This window comes from Streptomyces sp. NBC_00045 (assembly GCF_045041095.1).
In the GTDB taxonomy this organism is placed as follows: domain Bacteria; phylum Actinomycetota; class Actinomycetes; order Streptomycetales; family Streptomycetaceae; genus Streptomyces.
In genome coordinates, this window is record NZ_CP108271.1 from 3176979 (window position 1) to 3196586 (window position 19608).

Below are 19608 nucleotides of genomic sequence, written 5' to 3' on the forward strand. Positions count from 1 at the left end.
CGTTTTCCCGGTCGTTCCTACGTCGGCCAAAGCGCGCGAGCTTAGTGCGGAGGGGCGATCCACGCGACCGATTTACGCCCGTCCGACGCGGAATGAGTGGCCATCGGGTAGACAGCATGAGGTACAGACGTGGATATTTCGTACGGCAGTGTCGAGGAGTCCTGGCGATGAGCGACCAGTCACCACCACCGGGCTGGACGCCTCGTGACCCGGACGCGCCGGCCGGCCCCGCAGGACCTCCCGCGCGGCCGCAGCCGCGGCCGTCGAGCGCGTCCCGGAGCCCCGAGGGCTCCCGGAGCGGCAGGCGGGCCCGCAAGGACGCCAAGAGGGCGGAGCGGAGACGGAAGCGGACCGGCTGGCGCCGCCTGATTCCCACCTGGCGCATGGTCCTCGGCGCCGTCCTGCTGCTCGCCCTGCTGGTCGTCGGCGCCCTGGTGGCCGGCTACCTGCTGGTCCACATCCCGCCCGCCAACGCCGCCGCGACCGCACAGTCCAACCTCTACCTCTACGCCGACGGATCCCAGCTCGCGCGCGACGGCGAGGTCAACCGCGTCAACGTCCCGCTGTCGCAGATTCCCCGCACGGTGCAGGAAGCCGTACTGGCCGCCGAGGACCGGGACTTCTACTCCGAACGGGCGGTGGACCCGAAGGCGATGCTCCGCGCCGCCTGGAACACGGCGACCGGCAAGGGCACCCAGTCCGGCTCGACCATCACCCAGCAGTACGTCAAGAACTACTACCTGGGCCAGGAACAGACGATCAAGCGGAAGGTCAAGGAGTTCTTCATCGCGATCAAGCTCGGTCGCGAGAAGTCGAAGGACTACATCCTTGAGGGCTACCTGAACACCAGCTACTTCGGCCGCAACGCGTACGGCATCCAGGCCGCCGCCCAGGCGTACTACGGCAAGGACGTCGGCAAACTCACCACCGCCGAGGGCGCGTACCTCGCCACCCTCCTCAACTCCCCCAGCGCCTTCGACGTCGTGTCCCACCCGCAGAGCCGCGACCGCGCGCTCGCCCGCTGGAACTACGTGCTCGACGGCATGGTCAAGAAGCAGTGGCTGCCGGCGACCGAGCGGGCCGCGACCCGGTTCCCCGAACCCGGCAAGGTCCGCCCGGCCGCCGGACTCTCCGGCCAGCGCGGCTACCTCGTCGAGGCCGTCAAGGACTACGTCGTCGAACACAAGATCCTCGACGAGAAGACCCTCGCCGAGGGCGGCTACCGCATCACCACGACCATCGACAGGCGCCGCCAGAACGCCTTCGTCGACGCGGTCGAGGAGAAGATGGCCGACGAGCTCGACCCGGAGGCGCGCAAGGCCGACCGCGTCGTCCGGGCGGGCGGGGTCTCCATCGACCCGGCCACGGGCAAGGTCGTCGCCATGTACGGGGGCGTCGACTACACGAAGCAGTACGTCAACAACGCGACCCGGCACGACTACCAGGTGGCCTCCACCTTCAAGCCGTTCGTGTTCGCCGCCGCCGTCGAGAACGACTCCCGCACCCAGGACGGTCGGCTGATCACCCCCAACACCGTCTACAACGGCGACAACAAGCGCCGCGTCGTCGGCACCCGCACCCCCTACGCCCCCGAGAACGAGGGCCAGATCTCCTACGGGAACATCCCCGTCAGCACCGCCACCGACCTCTCCGTCAACGCCGTGTTCGCGCAGATGGTCGTCGACGTCGGCACCGCCAAGGTCAAGCGGACCGCCATCGACCTCGGCGTCCCCGAGGACACCCCGAACTTCGTCGCGAGCCCCGCGATGGCGCTCGGCACCATGCAGGCCAGCGTCCTGGACATGACCCAGGCCTACGCGACCCTCGCCGACCACGGCCGCCGCACCCCGTACACCCTCGTCGAGAAGATCACCAAGGGCGGCGCCGACGTCCCCCTGCCCGACCGCACCCCGAAGCAGGTCATCAGCCGCGAAGCCGCCGACACCACCACGTCCATGCTGGTCTCCGTCGTCGACAACGGCACCGGTACGGCCGCCCTCGCCGCCGGACACCCGGCCGCCGGCAAGACCGGCACCGGCGAACTGGACCGCTCCGCCTGGTTCGCGGCCTACACCCCGGACCTGGTCACGGTCGTCTCGATGATGGGCCAGGACCCCGACACGGGAGCCCTGGAATCCCTGTACGGGGCGCTCGGCGAGGCCCGGATCGGGGGCGGCGGCTACCCGGCCCGGATCTGGGCGCAGTACACGAAGACGGCCCTGGAGGGCAGCGACCCCCTGGACTTCGACCTCGAACTCCAGCCGGGCGCGGCCCCGTCGCCGCCGCCGTTCGTCCCGAGCAACCCGGAGCCGACGCCGGACGAGGAGAGCACCTCGCAACCCCCGGCACCGCCGAGCCGACCGAACCGACCGAACCGGCCGACGCCGCCCACCGCCGGCCAGGACCAGGGCGGCCAGGACCAGGGCCAGGAGCAGGGCCAGGACCAGGGGCAGAACACCGACGGCCAGAGCACGGAGGGCGACACCACCGGGGGCCGGACCGACACGGGCACCTCCACCGGAACGACCACGGGGACGACGGGCGGTACCACGACGGGCACCACGGCCGGCGTCCTGGGCGGCGTCACGGGCGGCCGGCGCGGCCGTCCGCCGTCGGAGTACCTGGAATAGGCGCCGGAAGGCCGGTGGTCATCGGCCCGTGGCCGGTGGCCCGTGGTCAGTGCCCGGAGGTCGCCTTCAGCCCCACCACGGCCACCAGCAACAGACAGATGAAGAAGATCCGGGCGGCGGTGACGGGCTCACCCAGCACCGCCATGCCGAGCACCGCCGCCCCGGCCGCACCGATGCCCACCCACACGCCGTACGCGGTACCGATGGGCAGGGTCTTGGCCGCGTACGAGAGCAGCACCATGCTGGCGACGATCCCGGCACCGGTGAACACGCTGGGCCACAAACGGGTGAAGCCCTCGGTGAACTTCATACCGATCGACCAGCCGACCTCAAGCAGACCGGCGACGAGAAGCAGGACCCAGGCCATGACGGCACCTCCGGAACGAGAGCGAACGGGGTGCGTCGTCTTGTCTTGCAGCCACGGCCACCCGGTACGGCGCGTCTCGTCGGGGTTCCCCACCACCGTAGCAAAACCCGTGCAAAAGGGCCGGTGACACCGGTCACCGGCCCTTTTGCACGGGAAACGATCTAGAGGTACAGCCCGGTGGAGTCCTTGGACCCTTCCAGCCGCTCCGCGGCCACGGCGTGCAGGTCCCGCTCGCGCATCAGCACGTACGTCGCACCCCGCACCTCGACCTCGGCCCGGTCCTCGGGGTCGTACAGCACCCGGTCGCCCGGCTCCACACTGCGTACGTTCTGCCCGACCGCGACCACCTCGGCCCAGGCCAGCCGCTTGCCGACGGCAGCGGTCGCCGGGATCAGGATGCCGCCGCCCGAGCGCCGCTCGCCCTCGGGCGAGTCGGACTTCACGAGCACACGGTCGTGCAGCATGCGGATCGGCAGCTTGTCGTGGGTGGTGTTGGTGTCGTCGCTCACGCCACGAACCTACCCGTCCGCGCCCCGCCCGTGCGCCGCAGGGTCATCAGCGCTTGCGCCGCGCCGAGGTCACGAGCACGCCGATCACACCCGCGGCGAGCAGCGCGACGGGCACGATCCGCTCGAAGCGCGGGGTGCCGTCGTCGTTCCGCAGACCGTCCCGCACGTCCGTCAGGAGACGGTTCACGGCGACGACGGCACGCCCGGCGGTGTGGTCGACGGTCGAGGCGACCCTGGCCTTCGCATCCCCCATGATCGTCTTCGGGTGCACGCGCACGCCGATCTCGTCGAGCGTCTCGGCGAGCTGCTCGCGGCGGCGGACGATGTCCGCCTCGATCTGTGCGGGGGTCCTGGCTTCCGGCACCGCGCTGCCTCCGTCGTCGTCGTGGTCGGTCGTGCTCGGTCGTGCTCGGTCGTGATCGTCGTGGGGGGCGTAGCCCACCATGGACAGTCTGTCAGCTTAGTCTCGGACCGTACCGATCCCCTCCCGAGGAGACTGTTGACATGAGCGAGCGACTCCAGCCGGGCGACACCGCCCCCGCCTTCACCCTGCCCGATGCGGACGGCAACGAGGTCTCGCTCGCCGACCACGCGGGCCGCAAGGTGATCGTGTACTTCTACCCCGCGGCGCTGACGCCGGGCTGCACGAAGCAGGCCTGCGACTTCACGGACAACCTGGCCGTGCTCGCCGAGGCCGGGTACGACGTGATCGGCGTGTCCCCGGACAAGCCGGAGAAGCTGGCGAAGTTCCGCGAGCAGGAGCACCTGAAGGTCACCCTGGTCGGCGACCCGGAGAAGAAGGTCCTGGAGGCTTACGGGGCGTACGGCGAGAAGAAGCTGTACGGCAAGACGGTGACCGGGGTCATCCGCTCGACGGTGATCGTGGACGAGGAGGGCAAGGTCGAACGCGCCCTCTACAACGTCAAGGCGACGGGCCACGTAGCCAAGATCATCAAGGACCTGGGCATCTGACGTCGCCGCACGCCCCCCTGCACGGCCCGCACCACCCGGTGCGGGCCGCTCCGTTCATCGGAGGGGCAACGATGGCGGTGAGCCCGTACACGCGGGAGCGCGACTGGGGTGACGACCGTCGCGAGAACCTGCGACTGCTGTGCCCCAACTGCCACGCCGTCACCAGCACCCGGTGCCGGGGAGGGCGCCACCGCCGATAGGGGCACAACTGGGAACACAAAGCGCCGCCCTCCGGCTAGGATTGCGGCGCGAGCGGTCGTTGCTGAATGGTATAAGCGGAGGTTTTAGGTGCCTCTGGGCGAAAGCCCATGTGGGTTCGAATCCCATCGGCCGCACAAACCTTGGAACGAAGGCCCCGGTTCACGCAAGTGAGACGGGGCCTTCGGCGTGTGCGTGTGCGTGTGTGTGGGGAGGTCAGCCCACCAGGGCGCGGATGAACGGGACCAGGGCGCGGAAGGCCTGGCCCCGGTGGGAGATGGCGTTCTTTTCCGCCGGGGTGAGTTCCGCGCAGGTGCGGGTGTCGCCCTGCGGCTGGAGGATCGGGTCGTAGCCGAAGCCGCCCGTGCCCGCCGGGGTGTGGCGCAGGGTGCCGAGGAGGCGGCCCTCCACGACGCGTTCGGTGCCGTCGGGGAGCGCCAGGGCCGCCGCGCACGCGAAGTGGGCCCCGCGGTGTTCGTCGGCGATGTCCCCGAGCTGGGCCAGCAGCAGGTCCAGGTTCGCCTTGTCGTCGCCGTGCGTGCCCGCCCACCGCGCCGAGAAGATGCCGGGGGCGCCGTTCAGGACGTCCACGCACAGACCCGAGTCGTCGGCGATCGCCGGCAGGCCCGTGGCCCGGGCCAGGGCGTGGGCCTTGAGGAGGGCGTTCTCGGCGAAGCTGACGCCGGTTTCCTTGACGTCCGGGATCTCGGGGTACGCGTCCGCGCCGACCAGCTCGTACGGCAGGCCGGCGTCGGACAGGATGGCGTGGAGCTCGGCGACTTTGCCCGCGTTGCGGGTGGCGAGGATCAGGCGGCTGGTCATGGCGCCCATTATTCCGGCCGGCTGCGAGCGGGCGCGGGTCAGCCCGGGGTGCACACCTTCGACAGTTCCTTCGCCGCGTCGGCGACCGGCTGGACGTCCGGGTTGGGGTTGCCGTTCTCGATGGCGGTGCGGACGTTCTTGACCGCGGTGGTCATGGAAGCGACGGCCTTGCTCAGGTCGGCGTTGTCCGTCTGGTCGCCGACCTTCTTGAGGTTCGTCTCGATCTGGTTCAACGCGTTCTGGGCGTCCTGGGGGCTGTTGCCGGCCTGGGAGACCGCCTGCTGGAGGTCGCCCGCGCCGTCGGTGATGGCCACGGCCGTGTTCGCGCAGTCCATCGCCGTCGAGATCGCGTCACAGGACGTCAGCGCCGGGACGGCGAGGGCCGCTGCGAGGACGACCGCCGCTATGCGGTGCTTCGGGTTCATGGTTCGGGTCTCCAAGGGGCCGGGAAGAACGTGGGTGCGAGGACGGGCGCACGGCTTTGACACCGTGCGCCCGTGTAGAGGAGGACGCCCGAGCGCCCTCTGCGGTTCTGGCTGGCGCCCGCCGCGAGCCGGCTAGAGCTGGAGCGCGCCCAGCTGGATGGCTTCGAGGTCGGCGCAGCCGCCGGCGGCCAGGTCCAGGAGGGCGTTGAGCTCCTTGCGGTCGAAGGGCTCGCCTTCGGCGGTGCCCTGGACCTCGACGAAGCGGCCGTCGCCGGTGCAGACCACGTTCATGTCGGTCTCGGCCCGCACGTCTTCCTCGTAGCAGAGGTCGAGCAGCGGGACGCCGTCCACGATGCCGACGCTGACGGCGGCGACGGTGCCGGTGAGGGGCTTGCGGCCGGCCTTGATCAGCTTCTTTTGCTGGCCCCAGGCGACGGCGTCGGCGAGGGCGACGTAGGCACCGGTGATGGCGGCGGTGCGGGTGCCGCCGTCGGCCTGGAGGACGTCGCAGTCCAGGACGATCGTGTTCTCGCCGAGGGCCTTGTAGTCGATGACGGCGCGCAGGGAGCGGCCGATGAGGCGGGAGATCTCGTGGGTGCGGCCGCCGATCTTGCCGCGTACGGATTCGCGGTCGCCGCGGGTGTTGGTGGAGCGGGGCAGCATCGAGTACTCGGAGGTGACCCAGCCTTCGCCGCTGCCCTTGCGCCAGCGCGGGACGCCTTCGGTGAAGGAGGCGGTGCAGAAGACCTTGGTGTCGCCGAAGGAGATGAGGACGGAGCCCTCGGCGTGCTTGCTCCATCCGCGTTCGATGGTGACCGGGCGGAGCTGTTCGGGCGTGCGGCCGTCGATGCGAGACATGGGTCCGAGCCTAGTCGGTGCCGGCCCGGGCCCGTGTCCGTGGGCGAAGTCCCCGGCTTCCACGCGAAGACCCCGTCCGGGTGCGTGCGGGACGGGGTCTCGTGGGGTGTGCCGGCGGGTGTGCGGCCACCGTGCCGGCGGTGTTGCGAGCGGGTGTTCAGCTCACATCATGTCTTCGATGTCGGCGGCGATGGGGTCGGCGTCGGTGCCGATGACGACCTGGATCGCCGTGCCCATCTTGACGACGCCGTGGGCGCCGGCGGCCTTCAGGGCGGCCTCGTCGACGAGCTCGGGGTCGACGACCTCGGTGCGCAGGCGGGTGATGCAGCCCTCGATCTCTTCGATGTTTTCGATGCCGCCGAGCCCGGCGACGATCTTCTCAGCCTTGGTGGCCATGCGTTTCTCCCTGAGTTCTACGAAGAACGAGTCTCGGCGGTCCAGGTCCAGCCAGCGCGGCCCGCTTTGTCACGGTAGCCCACTGTTGGCCCAGCTACGCGAGCGCGGGTCCAGCTTCTGCCGAATGATGACGATCAGCAGCAACCTGCCCTCCGGGCGGGTGGATGCGACCGCATCATAAGTGGTCTACACCAGTGTGCCGCACGGGACGCACCTGCCCAAACGGGCCCGCCAGGGAGGACGCCGATGAGCGCGAGCAGCGCCGCAGAAGCACCACGGCCGAAGTGGTGGAGCGGCTTGTACCCGGGGCTGCAGAAGATGGGGCGGAGCCTGCAGTTGCCGATCGCGGTGCTGCCCGCGGCCGGACTCCTCAACGGACTCGGGCAGCCCGGCGTCTTCGGCGCGGACGGCCTGAAGTGGACGATCGTGTCCAAGGTGATGGTGGCCGCGGGCGGCGCCCTGCTGAACGCGGACCTCGGCCTGCCGCTGCTCTTCTGCATCGGCGTCGCGATCGGCATGGCCAAGAAGGCTGACGGTTCGACCGCGCTCGCGGCGGTGGCGGGCTTCCTCGTCTACCGGGGCGTTCTGCACGCCTTCCCCAACATCTGCCCGGTCGGCACCGCGAACATCGGCGGCGGCTGCCTGGGGCCGAACAACACCTTCGTGGAGTTCACTTACCAGAACCCGGGAGTGTTCGGCGGCATCATCATGGGCCTGCTCGCAGCCTGGTTCTGGCAGCGCTTCCACCGGGTCAGGCTGGTGGACTGGCTGGGCTTCTTCAACGGCCGCCGACTGGTCCCGATCATCATGGCGTTCGTGGCGATCGGGTTCGCAGCGCTCTGCCTGTGGATCTGGCCGCCGGTCGGCGACGCGCTGGAGAGCTTCTCCGACTGGCTGGTGGGGCTCGGCTCCTGGGGCGCCGGCATCTTCGGCGTCGCCAACCGCGCGCTGCTGGTGATCGGCCTGCACCAGTTCCTGAACGTGCCGGTGTGGTTCCAGTTCGGCAGCTACACCAAGCCGGACGGGCAGACGGTGCACGGCGACATCAACATGTTCCTGGCGGGCGACCCGAACGCGGGGCAGTTCCTGAGCGGCTTCTTCCCGATCATGATGTTCGCGCTCCCGGCGGCGGCACTGGCGATCACGCACTGCGCGAAGCCGGCACGGCGCAAGGAGGTCGGCGGCCTGATGCTGTCGGTGGCCCTGACGTCCTTCGTCACCGGCATCACCGAGCCCCTGGAGTACTCGTTCCTGTTCGTGGCACCGGTGTTGTACGCGATCCACGCGGTGCTGACGGGCGTGTCGATGGCAGTGACGTGGGCACTGGGCGTCCATGACGGCTTCAGCTTCTCGGCGGGGCTGATCGACTACGTCATCAACTTCGGCCTGGCGACGAAGCCGCTGCTGATCGTTCCGATCGGCCTGGGCTTCGCCGTCGTCTACTACGCCGTATTCCGTTTCGCGATCACGAAGTTCGACATCCCGACCCCGGGACGGGAGTCGGACGAGGAGATCGCGGCGATGCAGGCGGAGAACACGAAGGCATAACGGTCACCGCGCCGCGCGAGGCCCTCGGATCCCACGGATCCGGGGGCCTTCCGCTTGTCCCGGACCGCGAGTCGCCGCCACGGGCGGAATGTGGCGTAGACCACAGGAAATCGAAGGTTCCTTATCTATCCCCGACCATGCTACAACTGGTCTACACCAGCAATTGGTGTAGACCACGCGCCCTCATCGGGAACCGCGTACCCCCAACGAAGACGTCGCCGTCCCATGTCCTCCGGCGGCGCCTTGCCCTCTGGAGGAAGTTGTGACCACGGCTGCCGCCGCCCCCGCGGCCCAGAAGAAGAAGGGCTCCGGCGCGATGGCTGTCATGCAGCGCATCGGCCGCAGCCTCATGCTCCCCGTCGCGGTGATGCCCGCCGCCGCGCTCCTGGTCCGCTTCGGCCAGGACGACATGCTGGCCCGCGCGTCCTTCCCGGACTTCGTCCAGAAGCTGGCGGGCTACATGGCTGCGGGTGGCGACGCCATCCTCGGCAACATGGCGCTGCTTTTCTGCGTCGGTATCGCCATCGGCTTCGCGAAGAAGTCGGACGGCTCCACCGCGCTGGCCGCGGTCGCCGGTTACCTCGTCTTCCAGAAGGTGCTCGCCACATTCACCGACTCGCACCTGCCGAAGGTGGCCAAGGTCCTCGACGGCAAGATCGTGAACGTCGAGGCCCCGGTCAACGCCGGTGTCCTCGGCGGCGTCGTCATGGGCATCGTCGTCGCGCTGCTCTACCAGAAGTTCTACCGGACCAAGCTGCCGGACTGGGCGGGCTTCTTCGGCGGGCGCCGTCTCGTCCCGATCCTCTCCTCCTTCGCCGGTCTGGTCATCGGCATCGTCTTCGGTCTCATCTGGCCGGTGCTCGGTGCGGGACTGCACAGCTTCAGTGAGTGGCTGGTCGGTTCCGGTGCCGTCGGGGCGGGCATCTTCGGTGTCGCCAACCGTGCGCTGATCCCGATCGGCATGCACCACCTGCTGAACTCGTTCCCCTGGTTCCAGGCCGGTTCCTACACCGACGGCGGCACCGACTACCACGGCGACATCGCCCGCTTCCTGCACGGCGACCCGACGGCCGGCCAGTTCATGACGGGCTTCTTCCCGATCATGATGTTCGCCCTCCCGGCGGCCTGCCTGGCGATCACCCACGCGGCCCGCCCCGAGCGCCGCAAGGTCGTCGGCGGCATGATGTTCTCGCTCGCGCTCACCGCCTTCGTCACCGGCGTGACCGAGCCGATCGAGTTCACCTTCATGTTCATAGCCCCGGTGCTGTACGCGATCCACGCGGTCCTGACCGGTGTCTCCATGGCGCTGACCTGGGCGCTCGGCATGAAGGACGGATTCGGGTTCTCCGCCGGCGCGGTCGACTACCTGCTCAACCTGGGCAAGGCGACCAACCCGCTGGGCCTGGCGGTCGTCGGCCTGTGCTTCGCGGCCCTCTACTACGTGATCTTCCGCGTCGCGATCAGCAAGTTCAACATCCCGACGCCGGGCCGCGAGTCCGACGAGGAACTCGCCGAGCTGCTCAAGGCCGAGGCCAAGTAGGCATCGCGCACACGCGAGCCCCCGCTCTCCCTTCTCGGGAGGGCGGGGGCTTCGTCGTACGCGGCGCGCGCGCCTTACGCGCCTTACCTGTTGTACGGGTCGTGCGTCAGATCTCGTAGACGGCGCCGGCGTACGCCAGGTCGATCGGGCCGTCGTAGACCTCGCGGGCGTCGGCGAGGTTCTGGTCGGCGTCGGTCCACGGCGGGATGTGCGTAAGGACCAGCCGGCCGACCCGGCCGCCGTGCGCGAACTCCCCGGCCTCGCGGCCGTTGAGGTGGAGGTCCGGGATGTCCTCCTTGCCGTGCGTGAAGGACGCCTCGCACAGGAACAGGTCCGCGCCTTCGGCCAGCATCCCCAGCTCGGGACAGGCGCCGGTGTCGCCGGAGTAAGTGAGGGAGCGGCCGCCGTGCTCGACGCGGATGCCGTAGGCCTCGACGGGGTGGCTGACCCGCTCGGTGCGGACGGTGAACGGGCCGATCTGGAAGCTGCCGGACTTCAGGGTCCGGAAGTCGAAGACCTCGCTCATCGAGCGCTCGTCGGGGACGTCCTCGTACGCGGTCGTCAGGCGCTTCTCGGTGCCCTCGGGGCCGTAGACGGGGATCGCGGAGCAGCGGCCGCCCTCGTGCCGGTAGAAACGGGCGACGAAGTAGGCGCACATGTCGATGCAGTGGTCGGCGTGCAGATGGCTCAGGAAGATTGCGTCGAGGTCGTAGAGACCGATGTGGCGCTGCAGCTCGCCGAGGGCGCCGTTGCCCATGTCGAGGAGCAGCCGGAAGCCGTCGGCCTCGACGAGGTAGCTCGAACAGGCCGATTCCGCGGACGGGAACGACCCCGAGCAGCCGACGACGGTGAGCTTCATGGAGCGTAAACCTCCGGGGACGGTCCGTGGACGGAATGCGGGCCGTGCGTGGGTCGAGCGTAAGGCGCGAAACGTCAGGTCGCTCCTCCGCGGCAGGCCGTTGTGGGGGGAATCACCTGTCCTGTCACCCGGGGGAGCGACGGTGGGCACGGGCGTGCCGGTGCACTGCCGTGCCGGGGGGTCCGGGCGCGGCTACCTTCGGAATATGGACACGTCCTGGTGGCCCGCGGCGGCCGCGGTGGTGGCCGTGGTGCTGGTGGTGCTGGTCGTGGGGCGGCGGCCGGCGATCGGCCGGCGGGCCCCGCCGCCGCACGGACCGGGCGCGGCTCCGCAGCCGCGGGCCGGTGAGCTGTGGTCCCTCGCCGACGGGCGGCTGTGCCTGGTGCTGGCGGTGGCGTCCGTACGGGCCCACCGGGCGCGGGTCGCGTGGATCACCGCGAAGTACGACGACCGGCGGGCCGGGGTGATCCCGCTGCCGCCGGGGACGGTCGGGGCGCAGGGCCGGGCGAGCTTCCTGGAGGCTGACCGGCCGGCCGACGTGTCGGTGTGGGAGTTCGGGAGCCGGCTGGGTGTGCTGGATCCCGCGGTGTGGGACGAGGTCAAGGGACTCGGAGGTGGCGGCTGATGGGGGTGCGGCGGGCACGGGTGCGGGTGCGGCGGGTGTACGACCCGCCGGAGCCGGGGGCTGACGGCGTACGGGTCCTCGTGGACCGGCTGTGGCCGCGGGGCCTGGCGAAGGCGGTGGCGGCGGTGGACGAGTGGCCGAAGGCGGTGACCCCGTCCGGGGAGCTGCGGAAGTGGTTCCACGGGGGCGGGGGCTCGGCGGAGGAGTTCCGGTCGCGGTACGAGGCGGAGCTGGCGGAGCCGGGGGCGGTTCAGGAGCTGGAGCGGCTGCGCGCCTTGGCCGGGGCGGGCCCGGTCACCCTCTTGACCGCGGTCAAGGACCCCGCCACGAGCCACGCGGCCGTCCTGGCCGATCTACTGTCCGGCTGAGTCCCGCTCCGGCCGGCACCCGGTTCGGCCTTGCCGCCGGTCCGCTGCGCGTTACGTCCTCCCCGCCCCGGGCGGAGTCCGGGACCCCTTGTGAAGCGGCGCCACTGTCGGGGCCGGCCCCGCGCCCCAAACGCCGACGGAGCTGAATGGGACCGGCGTCGCAAGCCCCCGACCGCCGCTCGTCCGCGGCGCCACTGCCGGCGCCCCGGCCCCGCGCCCGCGCCCCGGCGCCGGCGCCGGCGGGGCTGGGTATCCGGGGTCAGGCGGCGGGGGCCGGCTGGGTCAGGCCCAGAGTTGGCCCTGGAGGGTTTCGATCGCTTCTTCCGTCGTCGCCGCCGTGTAGACGCCCGTCGACAGGTACTTCCAGCCCCCGTCGGCCACGACGAACACGATGTCCGCCGATTCGCCGGCGGCCATCGCCTTGCGGCCCACGCCGATCGCCGCGTGCAGGGCGGCTCCCGTGGAGACGCCCGCGAAGATGCCCTCCAGCTGGAGGAGTTCGCGCGTGCGCGTCACCGCGTCCGCCGAGCCCACCGAGAAGCGGGTCGTCAGGACCGAGGCGTCGTACAGCTCCGGGACGAAGCCCTCGTCCAGGTTGCGCAGGCCGTAGACCAGGTCGTCGTACCGCGGCTCCGCCGCGACGATCTTGATGCCTTCGACGTGCTCGCGCAGGTAGCGGCCGACGCCCATCAGGGTGCCCGTCGTGCCCAGTCCCGCCACGAAGTGCGTGATCGACGGGAGGTCCCGCAGGATCTCGGGGCCCGTCGTCGCGTAGTGGGCTCCCGCGTTGTCCGGGTTTCCGTACTGGTAGAGCATCACCCAGTCGGGGTGCTCCGCCGCCAGTTCCTTGGCCACCCGGACCGCGGTGTTCGATCCGCCCGCCGCCGGCGACGAGATGATCTCGGCCCCCCACATGGCCAGCAGGTCGCGCCGCTCCCGGCTCGTGTTCTCCGGCATGACGCACACGATCCGGTAGCCCTTGAGCTTGGCCGCCATCGCGAGCGAGATGCCGGTGTTCCCCGAGGTGGGCTCCAGGATGGTGCAGCCGGGGGACAGCCTGCCGTCCTTCTCGGCCTGCTCGACCATGTGGAGCGCGGGCCGGTCCTTGATGGAGCCGGTCGGGTTCCGGTCCTCCAGCTTGGCCCAGATGCGGACGTCGTCCGAGGGCGACAGCCGGGGCAGCCGGACGAGCGGCGTGTTGCCGACCGCGGCCAGCGGGGAGTCGTAGCGCATCAGACGGAGCCGCCGGCGACCGCCGGGAGGATGGTGACGCTGTCGCCGTCCTTGAGGGCGGTGGTGATGCCGTCGAGGAAGCGGACGTCCTCGTCGTTGAGGTAGACGTTCACGAAGCGGCGGAGCTTGCCGCCGTCGACGATGCGCTCCTCGATGCCCTTGTGGCGCGTCTCAAGGTCCGCGAACAGCTCGGACAGCGTGGTGCCCTCACCGCTGACGGCCTTCTCGCCGTCGGTGTAGGTGCGGAGGATGGTGGGGATGCGGACCTCGATGGCCATGGCAGGCTCCAGTGGTGAAGTAAGGCGGGAGGGGCGTAAGGGCGCGCGGCGCGATGGCCCCCGCGCGAGGGCCTGTGGTGCTCAGGCGGCAGGACAGATGCTGCTGGCGAGGCGGCACAGGTCGACGTGCAGCCGCGCCACAAGCAGCAGCCTGCTGGGCGTCTCGATGCTCACGTCGTGGGGAACCATGCGGTCATGTTAACGATTCCCGGTCCCCCGTTTGGAGTGTGATCCCGCATCGTGGACGCAAACCGCTCACATCGTGGTCAGTAGGCTGCTACGACCTGCACTTCTTCCTCCGTGATGACGCCTTCGACGATCCGGTACGAGCGGAACTGGAACTCGCCGAGGCCGTCGGTGTCCGCCGTGGAGACCAGGACGTAGTGCGCGGCGGGCTCGTTGGCGTACGTGACGTCCGTACGGGAGGGGTAGGCCTCGGTCGCGGTGTGCGAGTGGTAGACGATCACGGGTTCCTCGTCCCGGTCGTCGAGCTCGCGGTACAGCTTGAGCAGATCCTTCGAGTCGAACTCGTAGAACGTGGGCGAGCGGGCCGCGTTGAGCATCGGGATGAACCGCTCGGGGCGGTCGGTGCCGGCCGGTCCGGCCACGACGCCGCAGGCCTCGTCGGGGTGGTCCTTGCGGGCGTGCTCGACGATCTGGTCGTACAGCGCCTGGGTGAGGGTCAGCATGGTCGACAGGATAAGCAGACGGGCCCTCCCGTACCGAGGTGTGGTACGGGAGGGCCCGGATGCTGGACACGGGGCCGTTCGGGGCCCGGTGGCGGGGTGGGTCAGGCGACCGGCTCGGACACCTTGTTGAAGGCGGCTCCGCGCGGGTTGCGCTTCTTGAGCACCAGGTACGAGGCGCCCAGGATCAGGCCCCACAGCGGGGCGCAGTACAGCGAGACGCGGGAGTCCTTGTCGATGCCCATCATCACGATGACCATGCCGATGAACAGCAGGGCGAACCAGCTGCTCCAGGGCGCTCCGGGCGCCCGGAAGGGGGACTGCGGCAGCTCGCCGCGGTCGGCCTTGGCGCGGTAGCGGATCTGGCAGACCAGGATCATGATCCAGGCCCACATGCCCGAGATGGTGGCGAAGGAGACGACGTAGTCGAAGGCCTTGCCCGGGGCGACGTAGTTGATCCAGACGCCCACCAGCATCAGCGCGGCGGAGAAGGTGGTGCCCACGAGCGGGGTGCCGCTCTTGGTGAGCTTGGTGAAGAACTTCGGTCCCTGGCCGTTGAGGGCGAGGTCGCGCAGCATGCGGCCGGTGGAGTACATGCCCGAGTTGCAGGAGGACAGGGCGGCGGTCAGCACGACGAAGTTGACGATCGCGGCGCCGACGCCGAGGCCCATCTTCTCGAAGGCCAGCACGAACGGGCTCTCGCCCGCCTTGAAGTTGGACCACGGGATGACCGACATGATCATGATGAGGGCGCCGACGTAGAAGACGGCGATGCGCCACGGCACGGTGTTGATGGCCTTGGGCAGGGTCTTCTCGGGGTCCTTGGACTCGCCGGCGGTGACGCCGACCAGCTCGACCGCCAGGAAGGCGAACATGACGATCTGGAGGGTCATCAGCGTCTCGCCGATGCCGTTCGGGAAGAAGCCGCGGTCGCTCCACAGGTTGGAGACGGAGGCGGTGGCGGCGGCGTCGGAGAAGCCGACGGTGAGGATGCCGGCGCAGATCAGGATCATGCCGACGATGGCGGTGACCTTGACCATCGAGAACCAGAACTCAAGCTCGCCGAAGAGCTTCACGGAGATCAGGTTGGCGGTGTAGAGGATGACCGTGAAGATCAGCGCGTAGGCCCACTGCGGGAAGCTGTCGTGGGTCCAGTACGACATGTACTTGGCCGCCGCGGTCACCTCGGTGATGCCGGTGACCACCCAGAAGAGCCAGTACGTCCAGCCTGTCGCGTACCCCCAGAACGGGCCGAGGAACTCCCGGGCGTAGTCCGAGAAGGAGCCCGAGACCGGGCGGTACATCAGCAGCTCGCCCAGGGCGCGCATGATGAAGAAGATGACCAGGCCCGCGATGGCGTAGGCCAGGATCAGGCTCGGGCCGGCCTTCGAGATCGCCTTGCCGGCGCCCAGGAAGAGGCCGGTGCCGATGGCTCCGCCGATCGCGATCATCTGGATCTGGCGGGCTCCGAGTGCGCGGTGGTAACCCTCGCCGCCCTCGGCCGCGGCGCCCTCTCCGGGCGTCCTGTCGTGCTGCTCGACCTGCACAGAGGTCATGTCTTGGTGCGCCTTTCTCCACGCCGACCCGCGCCTTTGAAGGCTGCGGATCGGGTCCTCGATCCCCCCGGATACGGATGGAGTTGCACCCGGCGGTCAGCCGGTTCAAGCGGGCCGGGGGACATGGGTGGCGCCCCGTCGGCGGTCGTGAAGATTTATCACGGGCTTATGGGTGACCGAGGTGTGGAAATGTGATGTGCGACACATGGAATTCGGAACAAAAGTCCTGCAACGCATCAGATCACCGCAACGCGGTGATCTGATCGTTATCCGGATTTGAGCGTCCGCTGAGCGAACATTCGCCGAACAACGCCCGCCCGGCCGACTCAGAGGGTTTCGATGAGCGTCTCCTGGAGGCCCCCGAGCCACAGGTAGGCCATCACCATCGGCTTGCGCGGATCGTCGTCCGGCAGCCTGAAGAGCATCGCGCTCTCCTCGTCCTCGGTGATGTCCAGGCGGGCCGCGATGGTCAGGCGCAGGTCATTGAGCGCGCCAAGCCAGCGCAGCGGGAGCTCCCCGGTGAGCTCCAGCACGGCCGCCCCGTCGCCGCCCGGGACGAGCCCGTCCAGGCTGCGCACGACGCAGAGGGCGTCCTCCCGCTTGCGGCTGCGCAGGTCGTTCTCGGTGAACCGGCGGAATTCCGCCGACCGGTCGGCGAGCTCGGCCGGGTCCACGCCCTGGTCCTCGGGGCCGGGGCCGCCGTAGGCGTCGGGGAAGAGCCGGATCAGCGCGGGGTCGGAGGGCCGCTCGGTGGGCCCCGCGTTGCCCTCGGCGAACAGCACGGCCAGCGGGTCGGCGTCCTCGTCCGGCTCGGGCGCACCCGGGCCGATGAGCTCCAGCAGCTGCACGGCCAGCGAGCGCAGGATGGAGATCTCGATCTCGTCCAGCGCGATGGTGGCGCCGCCGCCCTTCAGGGCTTCGAACATTCCGGCGGAGCGCCCCATCAGAAGCGGTCCTGGGAGAGGGTCGCCCACAGGCCGTAGCCGTGCATGGCCTGCACGTCGCGCTCCATTTCCTCGCGGGTGCCGCTGGACACGACCGCCCGCCCCTTGTGGTGGACGTCGAGCATCAGCTTGTGCGCCTTGTCCTTCGAATAGCCGAAGTACGCCTGGAACACGTACGTCACGTAGCTCATGAGGTTGACCGGGTCGTTGTGCACCAGGGTCACCCAGGGAACGTCGGGTTCTGGGACCGCGAAGGTCTCTTCGGCCGACTCGGTGCGTTCGATCTCAATGGGAGCAACACTCACTCGTCCCATGCTGCCACTGTGACCGGCCGGTCGCACAAACGGGTCCCGAGATCTCGTCACTTTGACGAAATGTGCGCTAGCATCCGTGACATGAACCCTGCGGACCTGGGCCTGCCGGTGGACGTGCCGTCGACAGCGCTCTTCACGGATCATTACGAGCTCACGATGCTGCAGGCCGCCCTGGCGAACGGCACCGCCGACCGCCGCTCGGTCTTCGAGGTCTTCACCCGGCGGCTGCCCGAGGGGCGCCGCTACGGGGTGGTGGCGGGCACCGGCCGCGTCCTGGACGCGGTGGAGAACTTCCGCTTCGACAGCGCGGTGCTGGAGTTCCTGCGCGAGCGGGCCGTCGTCGACATGCGGACGCTGGACTGGCTGTCCTCGTACCGCTTCTCGGGCGACATCTGGGGCTACCCGGAGGGCGAGGTCTACTTCCCCGGCTCGCCGCTCCTGCGCGTCGAGGGCAGCTTCGCCGAGTGCGTGCTGCTGGAGACCGTGATCCTGTCGATCCTGAACCACGACTCGGCGATCGCGGCCGCCGCCTCCCGGATGGCCTCGGCCGCCGGCGAGCGGCCGCTGATCGAGATGGGCGCCCGGCGCACCCACGAGCTGGCGGCGGTGGCGGCCTCCCGGGCCGCGTACGTCGGCGGCTTCACCTCCACCTCGGACCTGGCGGCCGGCTTCCGGTACGGGATCCCGACGGTCGGGACCTCGGCGCACGCCTTCACGCTGGTGCACGACACCGAGCGGGACGCGTTCCAGGCCCAGGTGGCCTCGCTGGGCGGCGGGACGACCCTGCTGGTGGACACGTACGACGTCGCCGAGGCCGTACGGACGGCCATCGAGGTCGCCGGGACGGGGCTGGGGGCGGTCCGGATCGACTCCGGCGACCTGCTGCTGGTCGCGCACCGGGTCCGGCAGCAGCTGGACGAACTCGGGGCCACCGGGACGAAGATCGTGGTCACCTCCGACCTCGACGAGTACGCGATCGCCTCGCTGGCGGCCGCGCCGGTGGACGCCTACGGGGTCGGCACGCAGCTGGTGACGGGCAGCGGGCACCCGACGTGCTCGATGGTCTACAAGCTGGTGGCGCGCGCAGCGTCGGCGGACCCGAAGGCCCCGCTGGTGCCGGTGGCGAAGAAGTCCTCCGGCGGCAAGACCTCGATCGGGGGCCGCAAGTGGGCGGCGCGCCGCGTGGACGCGGAGGGCGTCGCCGAGGCCGAGGTGGTCGGGACCGGGCCGGTGCCGTCGGCCCTGGCGGACCGGCAGCTGCTGGTCCAGCTGGTCAAGGCCGGTGAGGTGGTGGCCCGCGAGCCCCTGGAGACGGTCCGCGACCGCCACCGCGAGGCCCGTGCCGGACTCCCGCTTTCCGCGACGCAGCTGTCCCGCGGCGAGCCGGTGCTCCCGACCGAGTACGCGTAGCGGACCCCCGGCCCGCCCCTCGCCAGGTTCGGGGAGGGGCGGGGCGGGGGAAGAGCCCGCGCAGCGGCAATCACGACAACCGAAGGACCGACATGCACCGCGCACTGATCGTCGTCGACGTACAGAACGACTTCTGCGAAGGCGGCAGCCTCGCGGTCACCGGCGGGGCCGATGTCGCCGCCGCGATCACCGAGCTCATCGGGCAGGCCACGGCCGGCTACCGGCACGTCGTCGCGACCCGCGACCACCACGTCGACCCCGGTTCGCACTTCGCGCACGCCCCGGCCGAGCCGGACTACGAGACCTCCTGGCCGGTCCACTGCGTCGCCGGCACCGAGGGCGTCGGGTTCCACCCGAACTTCGCGCCCGCGGTCGCCTCCGGCGCCGTCGCCGCCGTCTTCGACAAGGGCGCGTACGAGGCCGCGTACAGCGGGTTCGAGGGCGCCGACGAGAACGGCACCCCGCTCGGCCAGTGGCTGCACGACCGGCAGGTCACCGAGGTCGACGTCGTCGGGATCGCCACCGACCACTGCGTGCGGGCCACGGCCCTCGACGCCGCCCGCGCCGGCTTCGCCACGCGCGTGCTGCTGGACCTGACGGCAGCCGTGGCCCCCCACACCGCCGCACGGGCGGCGGAGGAGCTCCGCTCGGCCGGGATCGAGCTCGTCGGCGAGAGCCCCCGCCAGAGCCCGTGACGGGCCCTTGCCCGGCCGGGGGCGGCCAGCCGGACCCGGCCGGGCGCCCGACCTAGTGGCCCAGGAGGGTCCGGATCGGGTGCCAGAGCTCCTGGGCCCGGTCCGGGGCGCCGCGCCACAGCAGCCCGTCGGGGTGGTGCAGGACGGCCGTGACCTCGTCCGGGGTCGGCGGCTGCGCGTTGCCGCGCAGGTACACGGCCCGCATCCCGAGGTTCCGCAGCCTGGTCAGGGCGCGGGCCCGGTTCGCGGCGTGGACCAGCACGCGGACGTTTCCGCCCTCGCCGCACGGCCTCGGCAGCGTGAGCGCGACCACCACGCTGCCGCCCGGCAATCTGACGAAACCTCCACCTGGCATGATCTTCAGCTCCCCCGTCA

Annotated in this window: 24 protein-coding genes, 1 tRNA gene and 1 pseudogene; 10 read left to right on the forward strand and 16 right to left on the reverse strand. The window is 70.3% G+C overall.

The window, feature by feature from the left end; translation table 11 throughout:
- Positions 1 to 167: 167 nt before the first annotated feature.
- Positions 168 to 2630, forward strand: a complete 2463-nt coding sequence (locus OHA65_RS14885) for a transglycosylase domain-containing protein (protein ID WP_371643657.1) — start codon at positions 168 to 170, stop codon at positions 2628 to 2630.
- 46 nt (positions 2631 to 2676) lie between these two features.
- Here OHA65_RS14885 and OHA65_RS14890 read toward each other — a convergent pair whose 3' ends face one another.
- The 3 genes from OHA65_RS14890 to OHA65_RS14900 all read right to left on the reverse strand — a co-directional run bounded on the left by OHA65_RS14890 (position 2677) and on the right by OHA65_RS14900 (position 3870).
- Positions 2677 to 2997 (reverse strand): multidrug efflux SMR transporter, encoded by a 321-nt coding sequence (locus tag OHA65_RS14890; RefSeq protein ID WP_030158619.1) that lies wholly within the window; start codon positions 2995 to 2997, stop codon positions 2677 to 2679.
- A gap of 161 nt (positions 2998 to 3158) precedes the next feature.
- Complete coding sequence (locus OHA65_RS14895) at positions 3159 to 3461, reverse strand: co-chaperone GroES (protein ID WP_048475576.1); 303 nt, start codon at positions 3459 to 3461, stop codon at positions 3159 to 3161.
- A gap of 91 nt (positions 3462 to 3552) precedes the next feature.
- Positions 3553 to 3870, reverse strand: coding sequence for a DUF3618 domain-containing protein (locus OHA65_RS14900; RefSeq protein WP_327285658.1), 318 nt, complete (start codon positions 3868 to 3870; stop codon positions 3553 to 3555).
- 140 nt (positions 3871 to 4010) lie between these two features.
- On the opposite strand from OHA65_RS14900, the gene bcp reads away from it, so the two are divergent.
- The 3 genes and pseudogenes from bcp (at position 4011) to OHA65_RS14915 (ending at position 4813) form a co-directional block, all read left to right on the forward strand.
- Positions 4011 to 4478 (forward strand): thioredoxin-dependent thiol peroxidase, encoded by a 468-nt coding sequence (gene bcp / locus OHA65_RS14905; RefSeq protein WP_327283610.1) that lies wholly within the window; start codon positions 4011 to 4013, stop codon positions 4476 to 4478.
- Between the two features lie 101 nt (positions 4479 to 4579).
- Positions 4580 to 4678 (forward strand): annotated as a pseudogene (locus OHA65_RS14910) (HNH endonuclease); the annotation flags it as partial.
- A 52-nt stretch (positions 4679 to 4730) separates the two neighbouring features.
- Positions 4731 to 4813: transfer RNA gene (locus OHA65_RS14915), tRNA-Leu, on the forward strand.
- A 79-nt stretch (positions 4814 to 4892) separates the two neighbouring features.
- Here OHA65_RS14915 and rdgB read toward each other — a convergent pair.
- From rdgB to OHA65_RS14935, 4 genes are all read right to left on the reverse strand, one after another.
- Positions 4893 to 5498 (reverse strand): RdgB/HAM1 family non-canonical purine NTP pyrophosphatase, encoded by a 606-nt coding sequence (gene rdgB / locus OHA65_RS14920; protein ID WP_327283611.1) that lies wholly within the window; start codon positions 5496 to 5498, stop codon positions 4893 to 4895.
- A gap of 38 nt (positions 5499 to 5536) precedes the next feature.
- Positions 5537 to 5923, reverse strand: a complete 387-nt coding sequence (locus OHA65_RS14925; RefSeq protein WP_327283612.1) for a hypothetical protein — start codon at positions 5921 to 5923, stop codon at positions 5537 to 5539.
- Positions 5924 to 6055: 132 nt separating this feature from the next.
- A complete protein-coding gene (gene rph / locus OHA65_RS14930; protein WP_030299875.1) occupies positions 6056 to 6781 on the reverse strand; it encodes a ribonuclease PH in 726 nt (241 codons plus the stop codon).
- 162 nt (positions 6782 to 6943) lie between these two features.
- Entirely contained in the window at positions 6944 to 7222 is a 279-nt protein-coding gene (locus tag OHA65_RS14935) for a PTS glucose/sucrose transporter subunit IIB (protein ID WP_328765193.1), read from the reverse strand.
- Between the two features lie 201 nt (positions 7223 to 7423).
- Between OHA65_RS14935 and OHA65_RS14940 the strand changes: the two genes are divergently transcribed.
- Together OHA65_RS14940 and OHA65_RS14945 are read left to right on the forward strand one after the other, a co-directional pair.
- Positions 7424 to 8725 carry a PTS transporter subunit EIIC gene (locus tag OHA65_RS14940; RefSeq protein WP_327283614.1) on the forward strand — a complete coding sequence of 434 codons (1302 nt, stop codon included), beginning with the start codon at positions 7424 to 7426 and terminating at the stop codon, positions 8723 to 8725.
- A 262-nt stretch (positions 8726 to 8987) separates the two neighbouring features.
- A complete protein-coding gene (locus OHA65_RS14945; protein ID WP_327283615.1) occupies positions 8988 to 10265 on the forward strand; it encodes a PTS transporter subunit EIIC in 1278 nt (425 codons plus the stop codon).
- A 106-nt stretch (positions 10266 to 10371) separates the two neighbouring features.
- Here OHA65_RS14945 and OHA65_RS14950 read toward each other — a convergent pair whose 3' ends face one another.
- The gene (locus OHA65_RS14950) at positions 10372 to 11124 is read right to left on the reverse strand and encodes an MBL fold metallo-hydrolase (RefSeq protein WP_327283616.1); all 753 of its coding nucleotides are present in this window, start codon (positions 11122 to 11124) and stop codon (positions 10372 to 10374) included.
- A gap of 205 nt (positions 11125 to 11329) precedes the next feature.
- On the opposite strand from OHA65_RS14950, the gene OHA65_RS14955 reads away from it, so the two are divergent.
- Positions 11330 to 11749, forward strand: coding sequence for a hypothetical protein (locus tag OHA65_RS14955; RefSeq protein ID WP_327283617.1), 420 nt, complete (start codon positions 11330 to 11332; stop codon positions 11747 to 11749).
- Positions 11749 to 12117: a DUF488 family protein gene (locus tag OHA65_RS14960; RefSeq protein ID WP_327283618.1), complete on the forward strand. Its 369-nt coding sequence runs from the start codon at positions 11749 to 11751 to the stop codon at positions 12115 to 12117. Before OHA65_RS14955 ends, OHA65_RS14960 begins: the two co-directional genes overlap by 1 nt.
- Positions 12118 to 12399: 282 nt before the next feature.
- Here the strand turns inward: OHA65_RS14960 and OHA65_RS14965 are convergent, their stop codons facing one another.
- The 7 genes from OHA65_RS14965 to clpS form a co-directional block, all read right to left on the reverse strand.
- On the reverse strand, positions 12400 to 13350 hold the full coding sequence (locus OHA65_RS14965) for a cysteine synthase (protein WP_327283619.1): 951 nt from the start codon (positions 13348 to 13350) through the stop codon (positions 12400 to 12402).
- A complete protein-coding gene (locus OHA65_RS14970) occupies positions 13350 to 13628 on the reverse strand; it encodes a MoaD/ThiS family protein (protein WP_327283620.1) in 279 nt (92 codons plus the stop codon). The genes OHA65_RS14965 and OHA65_RS14970 overlap by 1 nt, the downstream gene beginning before the upstream one ends.
- Positions 13629 to 13709: 81 nt before the next feature.
- Entirely contained in the window at positions 13710 to 13817 is a 108-nt protein-coding gene (locus OHA65_RS14975; RefSeq protein WP_311318620.1) for a putative leader peptide, read from the reverse strand.
- Positions 13818 to 13894: 77 nt separating this feature from the next.
- Positions 13895 to 14317: a M67 family metallopeptidase gene (locus OHA65_RS14980; RefSeq protein WP_327283621.1), complete on the reverse strand. Its 423-nt coding sequence runs from the start codon at positions 14315 to 14317 to the stop codon at positions 13895 to 13897.
- 101 nt (positions 14318 to 14418) lie between these two features.
- Positions 14419 to 15870 carry an amino acid permease gene (locus OHA65_RS14985; RefSeq protein ID WP_327283622.1) on the reverse strand — a complete coding sequence of 484 codons (1452 nt, stop codon included), beginning with the start codon at positions 15868 to 15870 and terminating at the stop codon, positions 14419 to 14421.
- Between the two features lie 326 nt (positions 15871 to 16196).
- Complete coding sequence (locus OHA65_RS14990; RefSeq protein ID WP_327283623.1) at positions 16197 to 16814, reverse strand: DUF2017 domain-containing protein; 618 nt, start codon at positions 16812 to 16814, stop codon at positions 16197 to 16199.
- Positions 16814 to 17128: an ATP-dependent Clp protease adapter ClpS gene (gene clpS, locus OHA65_RS14995; protein ID WP_229339364.1), complete on the reverse strand. Its 315-nt coding sequence runs from the start codon at positions 17126 to 17128 to the stop codon at positions 16814 to 16816. Before clpS ends, OHA65_RS14990 begins: the two co-directional genes overlap by 1 nt.
- An 81-nt stretch (positions 17129 to 17209) precedes the next feature.
- Between clpS and OHA65_RS15000 the strand changes: the two genes are divergently transcribed.
- Together OHA65_RS15000 and OHA65_RS15005 are read left to right on the forward strand one after the other, a co-directional pair.
- On the forward strand, positions 17210 to 18538 hold the full coding sequence (locus OHA65_RS15000; RefSeq protein WP_327283624.1) for a nicotinate phosphoribosyltransferase: 1329 nt from the start codon (positions 17210 to 17212) through the stop codon (positions 18536 to 18538).
- Between the two features lie 92 nt (positions 18539 to 18630).
- Complete coding sequence (locus OHA65_RS15005) at positions 18631 to 19233, forward strand: isochorismatase family protein (protein ID WP_327283625.1); 603 nt, start codon at positions 18631 to 18633, stop codon at positions 19231 to 19233.
- A gap of 52 nt (positions 19234 to 19285) precedes the next feature.
- Here the strand turns inward: OHA65_RS15005 and OHA65_RS15010 are convergent, their stop codons facing one another.
- Positions 19286 to 19588 carry a hypothetical protein gene (locus OHA65_RS15010; RefSeq protein ID WP_327283626.1) on the reverse strand — a complete coding sequence of 101 codons (303 nt, stop codon included), beginning with the start codon at positions 19586 to 19588 and terminating at the stop codon, positions 19286 to 19288.
- Positions 19589 to 19608: the final 20 nt, after the last annotated feature.

Excerpts from the sequence above, each read along its gene's own strand:
- OHA65_RS14885 (WP_371643657.1), top strand. The coding sequence starts at position 168 with ATGAGCGACCAGTCACCACCACCGGGCTGGACGCCTCGTGACCCGGAC.
- OHA65_RS14890 (WP_030158619.1), bottom strand. The coding sequence starts at position 2,997 with ATGGCCTGGGTCCTGCTTCTCGTCGCCGGTCTGCTTGAGGTCGGCTGG.
- OHA65_RS14895 (WP_048475576.1), bottom strand. The coding sequence starts at position 3,461 with ATGCTGCACGACCGTGTGCTCGTGAAGTCCGACTCGCCCGAGGGCGAG.
- bcp (WP_327283610.1), top strand. The coding sequence starts at position 4,011 with ATGAGCGAGCGACTCCAGCCGGGCGACACCGCCCCCGCCTTCACCCTG.
- rdgB (WP_327283611.1), bottom strand. The coding sequence starts at position 5,498 with ATGACCAGCCGCCTGATCCTCGCCACCCGCAACGCGGGCAAAGTCGCC.
- OHA65_RS14925 (WP_327283612.1), bottom strand. The coding sequence starts at position 5,923 with ATGAACCCGAAGCACCGCATAGCGGCGGTCGTCCTCGCAGCGGCCCTC.
- rph (WP_030299875.1), bottom strand. The coding sequence starts at position 6,781 with ATGTCTCGCATCGACGGCCGCACGCCCGAACAGCTCCGCCCGGTCACC.
- OHA65_RS14940 (WP_327283614.1), top strand. The coding sequence starts at position 7,424 with ATGAGCGCGAGCAGCGCCGCAGAAGCACCACGGCCGAAGTGGTGGAGC.
- OHA65_RS14950 (WP_327283616.1), bottom strand. The coding sequence starts at position 11,124 with ATGAAGCTCACCGTCGTCGGCTGCTCGGGGTCGTTCCCGTCCGCGGAA.
- OHA65_RS14955 (WP_327283617.1), top strand. The coding sequence starts at position 11,330 with ATGGACACGTCCTGGTGGCCCGCGGCGGCCGCGGTGGTGGCCGTGGTG.
- OHA65_RS14960 (WP_327283618.1), top strand. The coding sequence starts at position 11,749 with ATGGGGGTGCGGCGGGCACGGGTGCGGGTGCGGCGGGTGTACGACCCG.
- OHA65_RS14965 (WP_327283619.1), bottom strand. The coding sequence starts at position 13,350 with ATGCGCTACGACTCCCCGCTGGCCGCGGTCGGCAACACGCCGCTCGTC.
- OHA65_RS14970 (WP_327283620.1), bottom strand. The coding sequence starts at position 13,628 with ATGGCCATCGAGGTCCGCATCCCCACCATCCTCCGCACCTACACCGAC.
- OHA65_RS14975 (WP_311318620.1), bottom strand. The coding sequence starts at position 13,817 with ATGGTTCCCCACGACGTGAGCATCGAGACGCCCAGCAGGCTGCTGCTT.
- OHA65_RS14980 (WP_327283621.1), bottom strand. The coding sequence starts at position 14,317 with ATGCTGACCCTCACCCAGGCGCTGTACGACCAGATCGTCGAGCACGCC.
- OHA65_RS14985 (WP_327283622.1), bottom strand. The coding sequence starts at position 15,870 with ATGACCTCTGTGCAGGTCGAGCAGCACGACAGGACGCCCGGAGAGGGC.
- OHA65_RS14990 (WP_327283623.1), bottom strand. The coding sequence starts at position 16,814 with ATGGGGCGCTCCGCCGGAATGTTCGAAGCCCTGAAGGGCGGCGGCGCC.
- clpS (WP_229339364.1), bottom strand. The coding sequence starts at position 17,128 with ATGGGACGAGTGAGTGTTGCTCCCATTGAGATCGAACGCACCGAGTCG.
- OHA65_RS15000 (WP_327283624.1), top strand. The coding sequence starts at position 17,210 with ATGAACCCTGCGGACCTGGGCCTGCCGGTGGACGTGCCGTCGACAGCG.
- OHA65_RS15005 (WP_327283625.1), top strand. The coding sequence starts at position 18,631 with ATGCACCGCGCACTGATCGTCGTCGACGTACAGAACGACTTCTGCGAA.
- OHA65_RS15010 (WP_327283626.1), bottom strand. The coding sequence starts at position 19,588 with ATGCCAGGTGGAGGTTTCGTCAGATTGCCGGGCGGCAGCGTGGTGGTC.